Genomic DNA, 16,654 nt, shown 5'->3' with positions numbered 1-16,654 from the left:
CCGCCGGAGCCCATTATGCGCGATAGCCGTCCACAATTATTAGATTCCCTGTTTGACGACGCTAACACAGAAGACAAAGGCCCGCTGCATAACGTCCAGCAACGCGCAGTGGCGCTGCTGAAGCTTAACCGTGCAGTGAAAGGCGTATTGCCGGTTCAACTGCATCCCTGGTGCCGCGTCGCAAATTTCCGACAGGGTATTTTAGTGCTAGAAACGGCAAATGCCAGCTGGATGATGCGTCTACGCTACGAACAACCGGCTTTGTTATCTGCACTACGAGCGCAAATTCTACCATCATTGTCGTCGATCGACATCAGGATTAATCCGGCCTTGATGGCAAAAGGGAGCAACCTTGTGCAAAACGCCGCAAAAACGGCAGGAAATACGCAGGAGAAGGTGCCTATGCGTCATCTGAGCCAGGAAAGTGCTGAGGAATTAAGGGGATTGGCGAGCCGGAGCCCAGAAAAACTGCGCAAGATATTGGAACGACTGGCATCGCTGGCCGGAGAAGGTGCCAACGCTACCAGTCGTGATAAATAATCAGTGGTATCAGCTTATGCCAATACGGTGGACGGGGCTTTGAATGCCAAAGGCATTTCGGCTTCGTCCTGGAAGGTGACAAATTCCCACGCTTCCTGTTTCGCCAGAACCGCTTGCAGCAGTTTGTTATTCAGCGCATGACCAGACTTGTACGCGGTGAACGCGCCAATGATGTTATGGCCGCACATGAACAGGTCGCCGATGGCGTCCAGCATTTTGTGGCGTACGAATTCGTCTTCAAAGCGCAGGCCGTCTTCGTTCAGAACGCGGTAATCATCCACCACGATAGCGCAGTCAAAGCTGCCACCCAGGGCCAGGCCACGTGACTGTAAATACTCGATGTCACGCATAAAACCGAAGGTGCGCGCACGGCTGATTTGACGCACGAACGAGTCGGCAGAAAAATCAAGGCGGTAGCGTTGCGTACTGGCATCGATAGCCGGGTGGTTGAAGTCGATGGTGAAGTCCAGGCGGAACCCGTTATGCGGGGACAGCTCGGCCCACTTGTCGCCATCTTCAACACGCACGGTGTCTTTCAGACGCAGGAATTTCTTCGCAGAGTTCAGTTCTTCAATGCCGGCATCCAGCAACAGGAAGACGAACGGGCTGGCACTGCCGTCCATGATAGGAATTTCGGCGGCGTCAACTTCGATAACGATGTTGTCGATACCCAAACCAGCCAGCGCGGCATTAAGATGCTCAACGGTAGAAATACGCACGTCATGCTCGTTCACCAGGCAGGTGCACAGCATGGTATCACGCACGGATTTTGCATCAGCCGGAAAATCAACCGGGGGATTCAAGTCAGTGCGACGATAGATGACCCCGGTATTAGCCGCTGCGGGGCGCATTGTCAGCGTGACTTTCTTGCCGGTATGTAAACCGACACCAGTCGCCTGAACAATACGTTTTAATGTCCGTTGTTTGATCATCGTTTTATCTCGCAATGTTATCAATCCTACCGACCAAGCATACAGCATGGCCGGCGGGACAGTTTAGCACAAAGAGCGGAGATTCCAAATTCTCAGGATATTCTTAGTCTGCCTGCTTGCGCAGGAAGGCAGGAATATCGAGATAATCGGGCTCTTTATTAGGCTGCGCAGTCGGATCGTTTACTACCTTGGCGGCAGGTTTCACTTCCTGCGGCAACGGCGACATGCCGTGCTGCTGGTAGCGATGATCCATCACTGGCTGGCTGGCCTGTTTGTTGGTCACCAGAGTGATTTCCGGACGTTTGTCCATGCCGATACCGGTCGCAACCACGGTCACGCGCAGTTCGTCGTTCATTTCCGGGTCCAGCGAGGTACCGATAACTACGGTCGCATTGTCGGAAGCGAAAGCACGAATGGTGTTACCCACGGTTTCGAACTCATCCAAACGCAGGTCGAAACCGGCGGTGATGTTGACCAGAACGCCGCGAGCGCCGGACAGGTCGATGTCTTCCAGCAGTGGGCTGGAGATCGCCATTTCCGCTGCTTCTTCAGCACGGTCTTCACCACAGGCAACGCCGGAACCCATCATCGCGTAGCCCATTTCGGACATTACGGTGCGCACGTCGGCGAAGTCGACGTTCATCAGGCCCGGACGGGTGATCAGTTCGGCAATACCCTGCACCGCGCCTTTGAGCACGTCGTTAGCCGCGCCGAACGCGTCCAGCAGAGAAATACCGCGACCCAGAACTTTCAACAGCTTGTCGTTCGGGATAGTGATCAGTGAGTCCACATGTTTGGACAACTCTGCAATACCCTGCTCAGCGAACGCCATGCGTTTCTTGCCTTCGAAATTGAAAGGCTTGGTAACCACGGCCACTGTCAGAATACCCAGATCTTTAGCAACTTCTGCGACGACTGGCGCTGCACCGGTACCGGTACCGCCGCCCATGCCGGCTGCAATGAAGACCATGTCTGCACCATCGAGTGCGGCACGCAAGGCTTCACGGTCTTCTTCCGCTGAATTGCGACCCACTTCAGGGTTCGCGCCCGCACCCAGACCTTTGGTAATACCGCTACCGATCTGGATGGTTTGGCCAACTGCCGTTTTACGAAGCGCCTGAGCGTCTGTATTAACGGCGAAGAATTCAACACCTTCGATGCGCTCGCGCACCATGTGCTCAACGGCGTTGCCACCGCCACCGCCGACGCCGATGACTTTAATCACCGCGTCATTGGTTAGTTCCATTGGTTCAAACATAGTTTCTCTCCGTTTTGTGCCTGTCGCTGCGAGATCATAAAAAGATTACTCAGCATGATCTCTTTGTTGAAACATTAAAACTCTTTTCTCAGCCAGCTATTGATACGTTTAAACCAATTGCCCACCGAGGCGCGTTTTTCTACTTCTGCCTCACCACTCAGGTGAGACTCTTTTCCATAGTGCAGCAGACCTACCGCCGTAGAGTAGTAAGGCTCCTGCGCATAATCCGTCAGACCCGTGATGTTCAAGGGTTGGCCGATGCGTACCTGGGTATGGAACACCCGTTGCGCACAAGCTGCCAGGCCATCAATCTGGGCGGCGCCACCGGTCAGCACAATACCCGCTGCCAGATGATGCTTCACCCCTTGCTGACGCAGTTGCTCCTGCAATTGCAAAATCTCATCGTTAACCAGATTCAACAGTTCGGTGTAGCGTGGCTCGATAACTTCAGCCAGTGTCTGTCTTTGCAGACTACGAGGAGGACGCCCCCCAACGCTTGGCACCTCTACACTTTCATCCTTGCTAACAATCGACCCAAGCGCACAGCCGTGTCGAACTTTGATCGCTTCCGCATCTGTCGGCGGTGTGCCGAAGGCGTAGGCGATATCGCTGGTGACCACGTTCCCGGCGTAAGGGATTACTTTGGTGTGGCGCAGCGCACCGCCGGTGTACACCGCCATATCCATGGTGCCGCCGCCGATATCCACCACACAAACGCCGAGTTCGCGCTCATCTTCGGTCAGTACCGCATAGCTGGCGGCCAGACCGGCGAAAATAAGTTGGTCTACTTTCAGACCGCAACGTTCTACTGCCTTGACGATGTTTTTTGCCATATCGTTATGGCAGGTAATCAGGTGCACCTTGGCCTGCATACGCACGCCGGACAACCCAACCGGGTTTTTGATGCCTTCCTGATAATCGATGGCGTATTCCTGAGGGATGACGTGCAGGATGCGGTGTTCATCACGGACGCGTACCGATTTAGCGGTATGCACTACGTTCTCCACATCTTCCTGTGTCACTTCCTCTTCGGAAATAGGAACCATCCCTATTTCGTTCTGGCAGCTGATGTGTTTACCCGATAATGCGAGGTAAACCGAAGAAATCTGACAATCAGCCATCAGTTCGGCCTGATCGATAGCGCGCTGTACGCACTTCACTACCGACTCCAGGTCGTTAACGCCACCCTTATCCATGCCGCGAGACGGGCAGCTGCCCACCCCGATAATGTTGACCATGCCATCGGGCAGAACTTCCCCTACCAATGCGGAGACTTTTGCAGTACCGATCTCCAGTCCAACTACCAGTTTTCTGTCCGTCGACTTGATCATTGTTGTTTTGCCTGTGCCTGATTCTGTTGCTGATTACTGTTTTGCTGATCGCCTGCTGCCTGCGGGTCGATAAACACTGGGGCCCAACCTACCGATGCACCGGCCTCATAGCGTAAGTCGACGTAGCTGACTCGCTTGCTTTCTGCCTGCCCCTGCTGCTGCAATATCGGATAAAGCTCGATAAAGCGCTGCAGGCGTCCGGTGCGATCGTCGCGTCCCAGCTCCAGCCGAACATCATTATCCAAAGCCAGCTGCCAGGAATGGCGAGCACTCATGGCCGCCATTTTCAGCGTATATTTGCTGGCCGCTAACATGTTGCTCATGGTCCGATATCCGTCCAGAACATCCTGTTCGCTCCCTTCCGGGCCATAAAGCAACGGCAACTTCTGTTTGCCAATTCGTTCTGCCGGCACGCTGAAGGATTTGCCTTCGGCGTCCACCATGTGCAAATCATTCCAGCGCGCCACCGGGACATATTCCACCAGGTGGATTTTCAGTTCGTCCGGCCACTGCTTGCGTACGCTGGCCTGCTTGATCCACGGCAGGCGTTCAATCTGCTGCTGGATGATATCCACATCCTGCGTCATGAAAGTACCCGGCGATCCCAGTGCCAGGATCGCCTGGCGAATATCGTCGTTGGTGGTGTAGTGGCGCTCACCGGTTACCACCAGTCGTGACAGCGGCAGGCGGCTGGCATCTTTCATCCAGCCAATCACCGCCCAGCCACTCCACAGGACCGTTCCCAATACCATCAGCAGGAAAACCATTCCCGCCAACTGGGTTCCATTGCTGCGGCGCGGGTTGTTATCCACCTCGCGTTCACGCGCATTCAGGGCAGCTTGCGACATATCAGTCGGCCAATTCCAAAATTCTCGCTACCAGCTGCGAGAAGCTTAAACCAGACTGGCGCGCTGCCATCGGCACCAGGCTATGACTGGTCATGCCCGGCGAGGTATTCACCTCAAGCAGATAGAAGCTGCCATCGCTATCCTGCATCACATCCACGCGGCCCCAGCCGCTGCAGTCCAGCCCACGGTAGGCGCGTAACGCCAGGGCAGCCATTTCGGCTTCCTGCTGCGCACCCAGGCCACTCGGACAGAAATACTGGGTATCGTCCGAAATGTACTTGGCCTGATAGTCGTAAAACACGCCGGCCGGTTGAATGCGGATCGAAGGCAATACCTGGTCACCCAACATCGCTACCGTGTATTCCGGGCCGCTCAGCCACTTTTCGACCAGCACGTCGTCGTCATGGCGGAAACCTTCTTCCAACGCCGCTTCGAGCGCGTCACGCTCGGTGACTTTGCTCATGCCGACGCTGGAACCTTCACGGCTCGGCTTGACGATCAGCGGCAGGCCCAGGGCCTCCACGCGGGCAATCAGCGTCGCTTTCTCTGCACCGGCATACTGCTTGCGGTTCAGCGCGACATAAGGCGCCACCGGCAAGCCCATCGACTGCCACACCATTTTGGTGCGCCATTTGTCCATGGTCAGCGCCGAAGCCATCACACCGCTGCCGGTATAAGGCAGCTCGAGGAACTCCAGCATCCCTTGCAGGGTGCCGTCTTCGCCGCCGCGACCGTGCAGCGCGATAAAGACTTTGGTAAACCCGTGTTCTTTCAGTTGGGTTACCGGGAAATCACGGATATCAATGCCGTGGGCATCGATACCGGCTTCACGCAGCCCGGCCAGCACGGCAGCGCCGGATTGCAATGACACTTCACGTTCAGCAGAGGTGCCACCCAGCAGTACGGCAACTTTATCGGCCATGGTGTTCCTCCTCTTTTTTCTGTGGCTGCAGCTTCAGCTCAGCCAGTTTACGGGCAACTTTGCCCACGTTGCCGGCGCCCTGCACCAGCACTAAATCATCGGCCTGCAGCAACTGCGCCAGGGTTTCCGGCACGGTGTCCGCATCGGAAACCAGAATCGGATCCAGCTTGCCGCGGCTGCGGATAGTCCGGCACAGTGAGCGGCTGTCCGCCCCTGGGATCGCCGTTTCACCCGCCGAATACACGTCCAGCATCAGCAGCACGTCCACCTGCGACAGCACGTTGGCGAAGTCGTCATACAGATCGCGCGTACGGGTGTAACGGTGCGGCTGGAAAACCATCACCAGACGCTTGTCCGGCCAACCGGCACGCGCGGCTTTCAGCGTTGCGTCAACCTCGGTCGGATGGTGACCATAGTCGTCGACCAGCATCGCGCTGCCACTTTTGCCGTTGACCGGCTCCAGCGGGAATTCGCCGAGGAAATCAAAGCGGCGACCGGTACCCTGGAAGCCGGCCAGCGCACGCAGGATATCTGCGTCGTCAATGCCTTCTTCTGTTGCCACTGCCACTGCCGCCGCGGCGTTTAACGCGTTGTGACGGCCCGGTGCGTTCAGGGTGACCGTCATTAACGGTTTGTCCTGACGGCTCAGCGTAAAGTGGCCCTGCGGCCCAACCTGGCGATAGCTCTCGATGCGTACGTCGGCATCATCACTGAAACCGTAGGTGGTGATATGGCGGCCCACGCGTGGCAGCAGTTCGCGCACCACCGGGTCATCAACACACATCACCGCACGACCGTAGAACGGTAGGTTGTGCAAAAAGTTAATAAACGTCTGCTTCAGATTTTCGAAGTCGCCCTGGTAGGTCTCCATATGGTCGGCTTCGATATTGGTGACAATCGCCACCATCGGCTGCAAATGCAGGAACGACGCATCGCTCTCATCCGCTTCCGCAATCAGGTAACGGCTGGAACCCAAACGCGCATGGGTACCCGCCGCTTTCACCAGCCCGCCGTTGACAAAGGTCGGGTCCAGGCCGGCTTCGGCATAAATGCTCGACACCATCGCCGTGGTGGTGGTCTTGCCGTGCGTACCGGCAACGGCGATACCGTGGCGGAAGCGCATCAGTTCGGCCAGCATCTCTGCGCGACGGATCACCGGGATACGCGCCTCACGGGCGGCGACAAGCTCCGGGTTGTCGGCGGAAATGGCGGTAGAAACCACCACTACGCTGGCATCCAGTACGTTTTCCGGGCGGTGATGGAAGTAAATCGTCGCCCCGAGCGCGCTCAACTGTTGGGTTACCGGGTTCGGCGCCAGGTCAGAACCGCTGATTTGATAACCTTCGTTAGCCAACACTTCGGCGATACCACCCATGCCGGCGCCACCGATGCCGACAAAGTGAATGTGCCGGACGCGTCGCATCTCGGGCACGATAGTACGTAGTTTCGCCAGTTGTTGTGTATTCATCACTCTCTCTAATCCGGGTCCGGCATACCGGGCCCCTGTATGACATTCTTTAATTCAGGCCCGGCGTACCGAACCCCTGCAAATTATTTGGCGACCCGCACCAGCTCCGCCGCCACACGTTCGGTAGCATCCGGAATAGCGACAGCGCGCGCCTTTTCAGCCATTGCCAACAGCGTTGGACGATCCCAGCCGGCCAGCAGTTCCGCCACTACATCGGCGTTAAACTGCGGTTGCTCGATAATCTTCGCCGCGCCGGCTTCTTCCAGCGGACGAGCATTCCAATATTGCTGACGGTCTTTGTGCTGGAATGGCACGAATATCGCGGGCAGGCCTGCGGCAGCAATCTCGCTGACGGTCAACGCGCCGGAACGGCACACCACCACATCAGCCCAGGCGTAGGCGGCAGCCATGTCATCAATAAACTCGGCCACCTTGTGCTGCGTCTGCCCTACCCTCTCGTAGTCGCGCAACACGTTTTCCAGTGCACCTTTACCTACCTGATGCCAGAGCGTTATTTTATCGCCCAATCTCGCCGCGACTTCAGGAACTGTCTGATTCAGTACCCGTGCCCCCTGACTTCCGCCAATCACCAACACGCGGATCGGCCCTTCACGGCCAATCAAACGTTCTGCCGGTAGCGGTAACGCCAGTACGTCGGTACGAACCGGGTTGCCCACCACCTCGGCGTTCGGGAACGCCCCAGGAAATGCCTGCAGCACGGTTTTGGCAATACGCGCCAGCCAACGGTTGGTCAGCCCGGCAATACCGTTTTGCTCGTGCAATACCACCGGGATACCGCACAACCATGCCGCCAAACCGCCAGGGCCGGAAACATAACCGCCCATGCCCAGCACCACGTCCGGCTGGTAGTTGCGCATGATCGCCTTCGCCTGACGTACCGCGTGCCAGATACGCAGCGGTGCGCTCAACTGGGCCTTCAGCCCTTTGCCGCGCAGGCCGGAAATACGGATGAAGTCAATCTCGATCCCGTGCTTTGGCACCAGATCGGCTTCCATTCGGTCTGCGGTTCCGAGCCAGCGCACCTGCCAGCCCTGCGCCATCAGATGATGTGCGACCGCCAGTCCCGGGAACACGTGTCCGCCGGTACCGCCTGCCATCACCATTAAACGCTTAGGTTTCCCGCTCATCCCTTACCTCTTCACAAACGCCTGGGCTTTAGCCAGACGCGTTTCATAATCAATACGCAGTAACAGCACGATCGCCGTCGACATAATCAGCAGGCTCGAACCGCCGTAGCTTATCAATGGCAGCGTCAGACCTTTGGTCGGCAACATACCTGCCGCCGCACCGACGTTAACCAACGCCTGGAAGCTAAACCACACGCCAATTGAGCAGGCCAAAAAGCCGGAAAAACGTTGATCAAGCTCCAGCGCACGGCGGCCAATCGACATAGCACGAAAAGCGACGCAGAATACCATTAACAATGCAAAAACCACACCGATATAGCCCAGTTCTTCGCCTAAAATCGAGAAGATAAAGTCGGTGTGCGCTTCCGGTAAATACTCGAGTTTTTGTACCGAGTTCCCCAACCCCTGTCCCCAGAACTCACCGCGTCCAAAGGCCATCAGCGACTGGGTCAACTGGTAGCCGCTGCCGAACGGATCGGCCCATGGATTCCAGAACGACGTCACGCGGCGCATACGGTAAGGTTCGGCAATGATCAACAGCACCACCGCGAAAGCTCCGGAGCCGATAATCGCCAGGAACTGCCACATTTTGGCACCGGCCAGGAACAGCATCGCCAGCGTGGTAATGAACAGCACGACCACGGTACCCAGATCCGGCTGGGCCAGCAGCAATACCGCCAGCACCACCATCACGCCCATCGGCTTGCAGAAGCCCCAAAAGTTGGTACGCACTTCTTCTACCTTGCGCACCAGATAACTTGCCAGGTAACAGAACAGCGACAGCTTGGACAGCTCTGCCGGCTGAATACGCAGCGGCCCCAGCGAGATCCAGCGCGATGCCCCGTTTACCGAGCTGCCGACCACCAATACGATCAACAGCATCACAATCGACAACAGCAGCATGATGTTGCTGTAGCGCTGCCAGACTTCCATCGGAATGCGCAGCGTCACCATCGACAGGCCGAACGCCAAGGCGAGGTACAGCGCATCACGCTTGGCGAACAGGAAAGGATCGTCCGCCAGACGCTGACCGATCGGCATCGATGCCGAGGTCACCATCACAAAACCGATAATGGCCAACCCAAAGGTCAGCCACAGTAAGGTGCGATCGTACAACACCATATTGACCGAGTCGTTATCACGCGATCCCGCGACCCAGTTTTTAAACAGTTCGGTCAACCCGAAGTTCGGCAAGCGTAGTCTCATCCGCCGAGCTCCTGTGCCAGACGGGCGAACTCGTCGCCGCGCACTTCAAAATTACGGAACTGGTCCAGGCTGGCGCATGCCGGTGACAGCAACACCATATCGTCGGACTGCACCCGACCGGCTATCGCCTGCATCGCCTGTTCCATGGTCTCGGTCAGCGTAGCAACCTCCGGCCGCAGCTGCGCCAGCTGTTCGCCATCACGACCAAAACAGTAAAGACGGACGTTATCGCCCTGCAGATACTGCGCCAGCGGGGAAAAGTCGGCAGACTTGCCGTCGCCGCCCAGCAACAGATGCAGAGTGCCGTCCACCTGCAGACCATTCAACGCCGCTTCGGTACTGCCGACGTTGGTGGCTTTGGAGTCGTTAATCCAGCGTACGCCGTTATGTTCCCACGCCAGTTGGAAGCGATGTGCCAGGCCGGTAAAGGTGGTCAGCGCTTTCAGACTGGAGGCTCGCGGGATATTGACCGCATCGGCCAATGCCAACGCCGCCAGCGCATTGGTGTAGTTGTGACGGCCGGTCAGTTTCATCTCGCGGGTATTGAGGATTTTCTCGCCACGCACACGCAGCCAGGTTTCGCCCAGTTGACGGTTCAAATGGTAGTCGCCCACATCGGCACCGAAACTGATGCAGCGCTTATCGGCGCCGCGAACCGGCATGGTCAGGGCATCATCCGCATTGACCACGCAGACCTCGGCATTTTCATAAACGCGCAGTTTGGCTGCACGGTACTGCTGCAGGCCAAATGGGTAGCGGTCCATGTGATCTTCTGTGACGTTCAAAATGGTCGCCGCGGCCGCATTCAGGCTGAAGGTGGTCTCCAGTTGGAAGCTTGATAGCTCCAGCACGTACAGTTGGCACTCCTGACGTAACAAACTCAGCGCAGGCAGGCCGATATTGCCGCCAACGCCCACCGCCCAACCGGCCGCTTTCGCCATCTCACCCACCAGGGTAGTGACGGTGCTTTTGCCATTAGAGCCGGTGATGGCCACGATCGGTGCCTGCGCTTCGCGGCAGAACAGCTCGACGTCGCCGACGATCTCCACGCCGGCATCCGCAGCGGCGCTTAATGCCGGGGTAGCCAGCGCCATTCCCGGGCTGGTAACGATCAAATCCGCCGCCAGCAGCCAGTCCTGATTCAAATCGCCCAGATGACGCTCAACGCTTTCAGGCAGCTTGTCCAGCCCTGGCGGTGAGATGCGGGTATCCATAACGCGTGGCGTCACGCCGCGCGCCATAAAGAAATCAACACAGGACAGGCCGGTAAGGCCCAGCCCGATGATGACTACTTTTTTACCCTGATAATCCGCCATAATTACCGCACCTTCAGCGTCGCCAGGCCAATCAGCACCAGCATCAGCGAAATAATCCAGAAGCGCACGATCACGCGCGGCTCTGGCCAGCCCTTCAATTCATAGTGGTGGTGAATCGGAGCCATGCGGAAAATACGTTGTCCGCGCAGCTTGAACGACCCCACCTGCAAAATCACCGACAGCGTTTCAACCACGAACACGCCGCCCATAATCAACAGTAAAAACTCTTGGCGCAGCAGCACCGCAATGGTGCCCAACGCGCCGCCCAGTGCCAGTGAGCCAACATCGCCCATAAAGACCTGAGCCGGGTAGGTGTTGAACCACAGGAAACCCAGACCGGCGCCCACGATGGCAGTACAGACAATCACCAATTCACCGGCGTGACGCAGATACGGGATGTGCAGGTAGTTGGCGAAGTTCATGTTACCGGTCGCCCAGGCCACCAGTGCAAAGCCCGCAGCCACAAACACCGTTGGCATAATTGCCAGGCCATCCAGACCGTCGGTCAGGTTGACCGCGTTGCTGGTGCCGACAATCACAAAGTACGCCAACAGCACGTATAACAGGCCCAGCTGCGGCATGATGTCCTTAAAGAACGGCACAACCAGCTCGGTGGCTGGCGTGTCTTTTCCTACGGCATACATGGCGAAAGCAACCACCAGCGCAATCACCGACTGCCAGAAATATTTCCAGCGGGCAATCAGCCCTTTGGTGTCTTTGCGCACCACCTTGCGGTAGTCATCAACGAAGCCGACGATGCCGTAGCCCACCAGCACGAACAGTACGCACCACACGTAAGGGTTGGACGGATAGGCCCACATCAGCACCGAAACGGTGATGGAAGTCAGGATCATGATGCCGCCCATGGTCGGCGTGCCGCGCTTGCTGAAATGCGACTCTGGACCGTCGTTACGCACCACCTGGCCGAAGGACATCTCCTGCAGGCGTTTAATCACCCGCGGCCCCATCCACAAGGAGAGGAACAGCGCGGTCAGCAGGCTGACAATGGCTCGGAACGTCAGGTAGGAAAAGACGTTGAAGCCGGAATAATATTTGACCAAATGTTCGGCCAGCCAAACTAACATGGTGCTTTCTCCTGTAACGCGCGTACTACCTGCTCCATTGCGGCACTACGTGAACCCTTGATTAACACGGTAATTACCGCATGTTCTGACAGTAATTCCGCCACGCGCGCGATCACTGCTGCCTTATCCTGAAAATGTTCGCCATTACCCGAAGCTTCAATCAGCACCTGGCTTAACGGACCGACACCCAATACTTTGTCGACCCCTGCCAACCGGGCGGCTTCGCCCACCTGACGGTGACACTCTTCGGCTTCTGCCCCCAACTCTGCCATGTCACCCACCACCATCACGCGGTAGCCCGGCATTTCCGCCAGTACCTGTGCGGCGGCGGTCATTGAACCGACGTTGGCGTTATAGCTGTCATCCAGCAGCAGCTGATGGTCAGAAAGTGCAATCGGGAACAAACGCCCCGGCACCGCCTGTAATTGTTTGAGCCCCTGACGCACCGCCTCAAGCGATGCTCCGGCCGACATGGCCAGCGCCGCAGCGGCCAACGCATTGGCTACGTTATGGCGACCCGGCAACGGCAGTGCAATCTCTGCGGTGCCGAACGGACTGTGCAGCCTAAACTGCGTGCCCTTGCCGTTCACCTGCACATCGCTGGCAAAGAAATCAACGCCTTCTGCCGCCTGCGGCGAGAAGCGCCACACGGTTTTGCCGTCCAGCATGCTCTGCCAGTGCGGCCAGTCGTTGTTGTCGGCGTTGATGATCGCCACGCCGTCAGCCGGTAAACCGGCAAAGATTTCGCCTTTCGCCTGAGCGACGCCGGCCAAAGAGCCAAAGCCTTCCAGGTGGGCGGCCGCCAGGTTATTCACCAGGGCGGTTTGCGGACGGGTTAAAGCGGTGGTGTAAGCAATTTCGCCAATATGGTTGGCACCCAGTTCAATCACGGCAAAGTCATGCTGTGGCTGCAAACGCAACAGCGTCAGCGGCACGCCGATATCGTTGTTGAAGTTACCGGCGGTATACAGCACTTCACCGCATTCGCGCAGAATGGCCGCGGCCATTTCCTTCACCGAGGTCTTGCCCGATGAACCGGTTAACGCCACTACGCGGGTCGGCACCTGCTGGCGAACCCAGGCAGCGAGCTGTCCCAGTGCCAGGCGGGTGTCTTTTACCACCAGTTGCGGAACCTCCACCAATAAGCGCTTACTTACCAGCAGTGCCCCGGCGCCAGCGGCTACCGCATCAACAGCAAAGTCGTGAGCGTCGAAACGCTCGCCTTTCAGTGCCACAAACAGGCAACCTGCGGTTACCTGACGGGTATCTGTCGTCACCTCAACGATTTGGCAATCGGCGCCGATCAACTCAGCGCTCAATACATCGGCCAGTGTCCGAAGGGAGACAGGGATCATGCTACTACCCCCAGCAGACGCGCTACGGTGGTACGATCGGAATAATCCAAACGGCGATTCCCCACCAGTTGGTAGTCCTCGTGGCCTTTACCCGCCACCAGGACCACATCTTGTTCTTTGGCTTGCATGATGGCGCTGGTTACCGCTTCCGCACGACCGTGGATCACCAGAGCGCGTCCGGCGTCCAGCAGGCCGGTAAGGATATCGGCGATAATCGCCTGCGGCTCTTCGGTACGAGGGTTGTCATCGGTCACTACTACGCGATCGGCGAACTGTTCGGCGATGCCGCCCATCAGCGGGCGTTTGCCTTTGTCACGATCGCCGCCGCAGCCAAACACACACCACAACTGCCCCAGGCAGTGCAGACGTGCGGCTTCCAATGCTTTTTCCAGCGCGTCCGGGGTGTGGGCGTAATCAACCACTACCGTCGGTTTACCCGGCGCGTTGAACACTTCCATGCGGCCGCAGACCGGCTGCAGTTGATTGCCGGTGGCAACCAATTTGGCCAGCGGGTAACCCAACGACAGCAGCGTCGCCAGTGCCAGCAGCAGATTGCTGACGTTGAAGGCTCCCATCAGACGGCTTTCAATCTCGCCGTCGCCCCAGCTTGAGCTGAAGTGGATAGTCGCGCCGTTATCGTGATAGTTGACCGCGGTAGTCTTCAGCCAGCGCCCATGGCAGCCTGGCTGCAGGTTATCCTGCATGGTGACGGCCACCGCATCCGGCAATTGGCTCAACCAGCGCTGACCGACTTCATCATCGGCATTGATAATCGCCTGGCCCACTTCGTGACCGGCGAACAGCGACCACTTGGCCGCTTCGTAATTGGCCATGTCGCCGTGATAATCCAGATGGTCGCGGCTCAGGTTGGTAAACACCGCGGCGGCAAACGGCAACGCCGCCACACGGTGTTGCACCAGGCCGTGAGAAGAAACTTCCATCGCGGCAAGGGTCGCGCCCTGATCAACCAGTTCATTTAGCACGTGTTGAATATCCACCGCAGAACCGGTGGTATTCTCGGTTGGGCATACCTGGCCCAGCAGGCCGTTGCCCACGGTGCCCATCACTGCGCTGGTTTCACCCAGCAGTTGGCCCCACTGTGCCAGCAGTTGAGTGGTGGTGGTCTTGCCGTTGGTCCCGGTGACGCCGACCAAACGCAGACGCTCTGCCGGCTCATGGTAAAAACGACCGGCCAACGCGGAAAGGCGCTGATTAAGCTGGCTCAGATAAATCACCGGCACGCCGTGCATTTCAGTAATAGCACCGTCTTCAGCCTGGCCTTCAGCTTCGGCAATCACAGCGGCAACGCCCTGCGCGATAGCCTGCGGAATAAAGCGGCGTCCATCTGCCTGATGGCCAACAACGGCGACAAACAGATCCCCGGCAGCCGCAATACGGCTGTCTAATGTCATTTCCCGCAGCGCGCGCCCGGGCGCCGTTGGCACCCACGGAGCGAGTAAGTCGCGCAAATTACGATCGGCCACCTGAACCCTCTTTTCTGTTAATTACAAAATCGCTTTTCTCACCGGTAGGCAACGCGTCCGGCTCGACGTTCATGGTGCGCAACACGCCGCCCATGATGGCGCCAAATACCGGTGCGGAGATCGCACCACCGTAGTATTTCCCACCCTGCGGGTCATTGATGACCACCACCAGAGCAAAACGGGGATTACTCGCCGGCGCAACGCCGGCGGTATAAGCGATGTATCGGTTGACGTATTTGCCGTCCGGGCCCACCTTTTTGGCGGTACCGGTTTTAATGGCAATCCGGTAGCCCTTGATCGCGGCTTTCACCCCACCGCCGCCCGGCAGGGCAACGCTTTCCATCATGTGCACCACGGTGCGCACCAGAGGTTCAGGGAAGACGCGCTCACCGGCAACCGGTGGGTCAACTTTGGTAATCGACAGCGGACGATAAACGCCCAGGCTGCCGATCGTGGCGTAGACTCGCGCTAACTGTAACGGGGTTACCATTAGCCCATAGCCGAAAGAGAAGGTGGCCCTCTCTATGTCAGACCACCGTTGTTTTTTTGGGTATATGCCACTGCTTTCTCCGACCAGCCCCAAATTGGTCGCTTTTCCCAATCCAAAACGAGAGTAAGTATCTACTAACGCTGAGGACGGCATCGATAACGCCAGTCGTGAAACACCGACGTTACTCGACTTCTGCAAGATCCCGGTCAGGGAGAGTTCCGCGTAACGCGCAACGTCCCTGATTTCCTTGCCGTTGATACGGTAAGGGACGGTATTGAGCACGCTGTTTTCTTTCACAATGCCGTGCTGCAATGCCGTCATGACCACCATAGGTTTTACGGTGGAGCCGGGTTCAAAAATATCGGTGATAGCACGGTTACGCATGGTTTCTTTCGGCGTACCGGCCATATTGTTCGGGTTATAAGACGGGCTGTTGGCCATCGCCAACACTTCGCCGGTGTTCACGTCCACCAGTACCGCGGTACCGGATTCAGCCTTGTTGAACGCCACGGCGTTGTTCAGTTCGCGATAAACCAGCGCCTGCAGACGTTCGTCGACGCTCAGCACCAGGTTATGCGCCGCCTGACTGTCGACCGAAGAAATATCCTCGATCACCCTGCCAAAGCGGTCTTTACGTACGGTTCTTTCGCCCGGTTGCCCGGTCAGCCAGCGGTCGAAGCTCTTCTCTACGCCTTCAATCCCCTGACCGTCGATGTTGGTCACGCCGATAATATGCGAGGTCACCTGGCCGGACGGATAGTAGCGGCGAGACTCCTGACGCAGGTAAATTCCCGGCAGTTTCAGCTTGTGGATGTAGTCGCCAATCGCCGGATTCACCTGGCGCGCCAGGTAGACAAAGCGCCCTTTCGGGTTGGCGTTAATGCGGGTAGAAAGCTGATCCAGCGGGATATTCAGCGCATCAGACAGTGCCTTCCAACGGCTGTCCAGCGTTATGCCACCGCGCTCATTGAGCTCTTTCGGGTCGGCCCAAATGGCGTTCACCGGCACGCTCACCGCCAGCGGCCGCCCTGAGCGATCGCTGATCATGCCGCGCGAAGTGGGCACTTCCTGCACGCGCAGTGAACGCATGTCGCCTTCTTTCACCAGGCGGTCCGGATTAATCACCTGCAGATAAGCCACACGCAGCATCAACCCAACCAACGCCAGCAAAATACAGCCGCACAGCAACGCAAAACGCCAGCTTACAAAGCTGGCCTGATCTTCCTGGCGTTTCAACTTACCGGGCCGTGCTGCTTTCATGCGTTCCCTTT

14 protein-coding genes are annotated in these 16,654 nt (G+C 57.6%); 1 reads left to right on the top strand and 13 read right to left on the bottom strand.

The annotated features are described in order from the left end of the window. The first annotated feature begins 15 nt into the window (after nt 1–15). Nucleotides 16–540 carry a DUF721 domain-containing protein gene (locus M2406_RS12490; protein ID WP_012005216.1) on the top strand — a complete coding sequence of 175 codons (525 nt, stop codon included), beginning with the start codon at nt 16–18 and terminating at the stop codon, nt 538–540. A 14-nt stretch (nt 541–554) separates the two neighbouring features. Here M2406_RS12490 and lpxC read toward each other — a convergent pair whose 3' ends face one another. The 13 genes from lpxC to M2406_RS12425 form a co-directional block, all read right to left on the bottom strand. Next, nucleotides 555–1,472, bottom strand: coding sequence for a UDP-3-O-acyl-N-acetylglucosamine deacetylase (gene lpxC, locus M2406_RS12485; RefSeq protein ID WP_017891607.1), 918 nt, complete (start codon nt 1,470–1,472; stop codon nt 555–557). Between the two features lie 103 nt (nt 1,473–1,575). Continuing rightward, nucleotides 1,576–2,730: a cell division protein FtsZ gene (gene ftsZ / locus M2406_RS12480; protein ID WP_004950150.1), complete on the bottom strand. Its 1,155-nt coding sequence runs from the start codon at nt 2,728–2,730 to the stop codon at nt 1,576–1,578. Between the two features lie 74 nt (nt 2,731–2,804). Next, nucleotides 2,805–4,061, bottom strand: a complete 1,257-nt coding sequence (gene ftsA, locus M2406_RS12475; RefSeq protein ID WP_004950148.1) for a cell division protein FtsA — start codon at nt 4,059–4,061, stop codon at nt 2,805–2,807. Then, nucleotides 4,058–4,909, bottom strand: a complete 852-nt coding sequence (gene ftsQ, locus M2406_RS12470; protein WP_259190223.1) for a cell division protein FtsQ — start codon at nt 4,907–4,909, stop codon at nt 4,058–4,060. The genes ftsA and ftsQ overlap by 4 nt, the downstream gene beginning before the upstream one ends. A 1-nt stretch (nt 4,910) precedes the next feature. After that, a complete protein-coding gene (locus M2406_RS12465) occupies nt 4,911–5,831 on the bottom strand; it encodes a D-alanine--D-alanine ligase (RefSeq protein WP_012005213.1) in 921 nt (306 codons plus the stop codon). Beyond that, nucleotides 5,821–7,299, bottom strand: coding sequence for a UDP-N-acetylmuramate--L-alanine ligase (murC, locus tag M2406_RS12460; RefSeq protein ID WP_012005212.1), 1,479 nt, complete (start codon nt 7,297–7,299; stop codon nt 5,821–5,823). Before murC ends, M2406_RS12465 begins: the two co-directional genes overlap by 11 nt. Before the next feature lie 83 nt (nt 7,300–7,382). Continuing rightward, nucleotides 7,383–8,447: an undecaprenyldiphospho-muramoylpentapeptide beta-N-acetylglucosaminyltransferase gene (gene murG, locus M2406_RS12455; RefSeq protein ID WP_012005211.1), complete on the bottom strand. Its 1,065-nt coding sequence runs from the start codon at nt 8,445–8,447 to the stop codon at nt 7,383–7,385. A 3-nt stretch (nt 8,448–8,450) separates the two neighbouring features. Beyond that, entirely contained in the window at nt 8,451–9,653 is a 1,203-nt protein-coding gene (gene ftsW, locus M2406_RS12450) for a cell division protein FtsW (protein ID WP_012005210.1), read from the bottom strand. Beyond that, a complete protein-coding gene (gene murD, locus M2406_RS12445) occupies nt 9,650–10,969 on the bottom strand; it encodes a UDP-N-acetylmuramoyl-L-alanine--D-glutamate ligase (RefSeq protein WP_259190222.1) in 1,320 nt (439 codons plus the stop codon). The genes ftsW and murD overlap by 4 nt, the downstream gene beginning before the upstream one ends. Before the next feature lie 2 nt (nt 10,970–10,971). Then, nucleotides 10,972–12,054, bottom strand: a complete 1,083-nt coding sequence (gene mraY, locus M2406_RS12440; RefSeq protein ID WP_012005208.1) for a phospho-N-acetylmuramoyl-pentapeptide-transferase — start codon at nt 12,052–12,054, stop codon at nt 10,972–10,974. Further along, complete coding sequence (murF, locus tag M2406_RS12435) at nt 12,048–13,409, bottom strand: UDP-N-acetylmuramoyl-tripeptide--D-alanyl-D-alanine ligase (protein WP_259190220.1); 1,362 nt, start codon at nt 13,407–13,409, stop codon at nt 12,048–12,050. The genes mraY and murF overlap by 7 nt, the downstream gene beginning before the upstream one ends. Further along, a complete protein-coding gene (gene murE, locus M2406_RS12430; protein WP_012005206.1) occupies nt 13,406–14,893 on the bottom strand; it encodes a UDP-N-acetylmuramoyl-L-alanyl-D-glutamate--2,6-diaminopimelate ligase in 1,488 nt (495 codons plus the stop codon). Before murE ends, murF begins: the two co-directional genes overlap by 4 nt. Next, the gene (locus tag M2406_RS12425) at nt 14,880–16,643 is read right to left on the bottom strand and encodes a peptidoglycan glycosyltransferase FtsI (RefSeq protein ID WP_012005205.1); all 1,764 of its coding nucleotides are present in this window, start codon (nt 16,641–16,643) and stop codon (nt 14,880–14,882) included. The genes murE and M2406_RS12425 overlap by 14 nt, the downstream gene beginning before the upstream one ends. Nucleotides 16,644–16,654: the final 11 nt, after the last annotated feature.

It is taken from the genome of Serratia sp. BIGb0163 (genome assembly GCF_024809935.1).
Lineage (GTDB): Bacteria > Pseudomonadota > Gammaproteobacteria > Enterobacterales > Enterobacteriaceae > Serratia > Serratia quinivorans.
The sequence above is the reverse complement of the archived record's forward strand: the minus strand, read 5'-3'. Positions and strand labels throughout refer to the sequence as shown.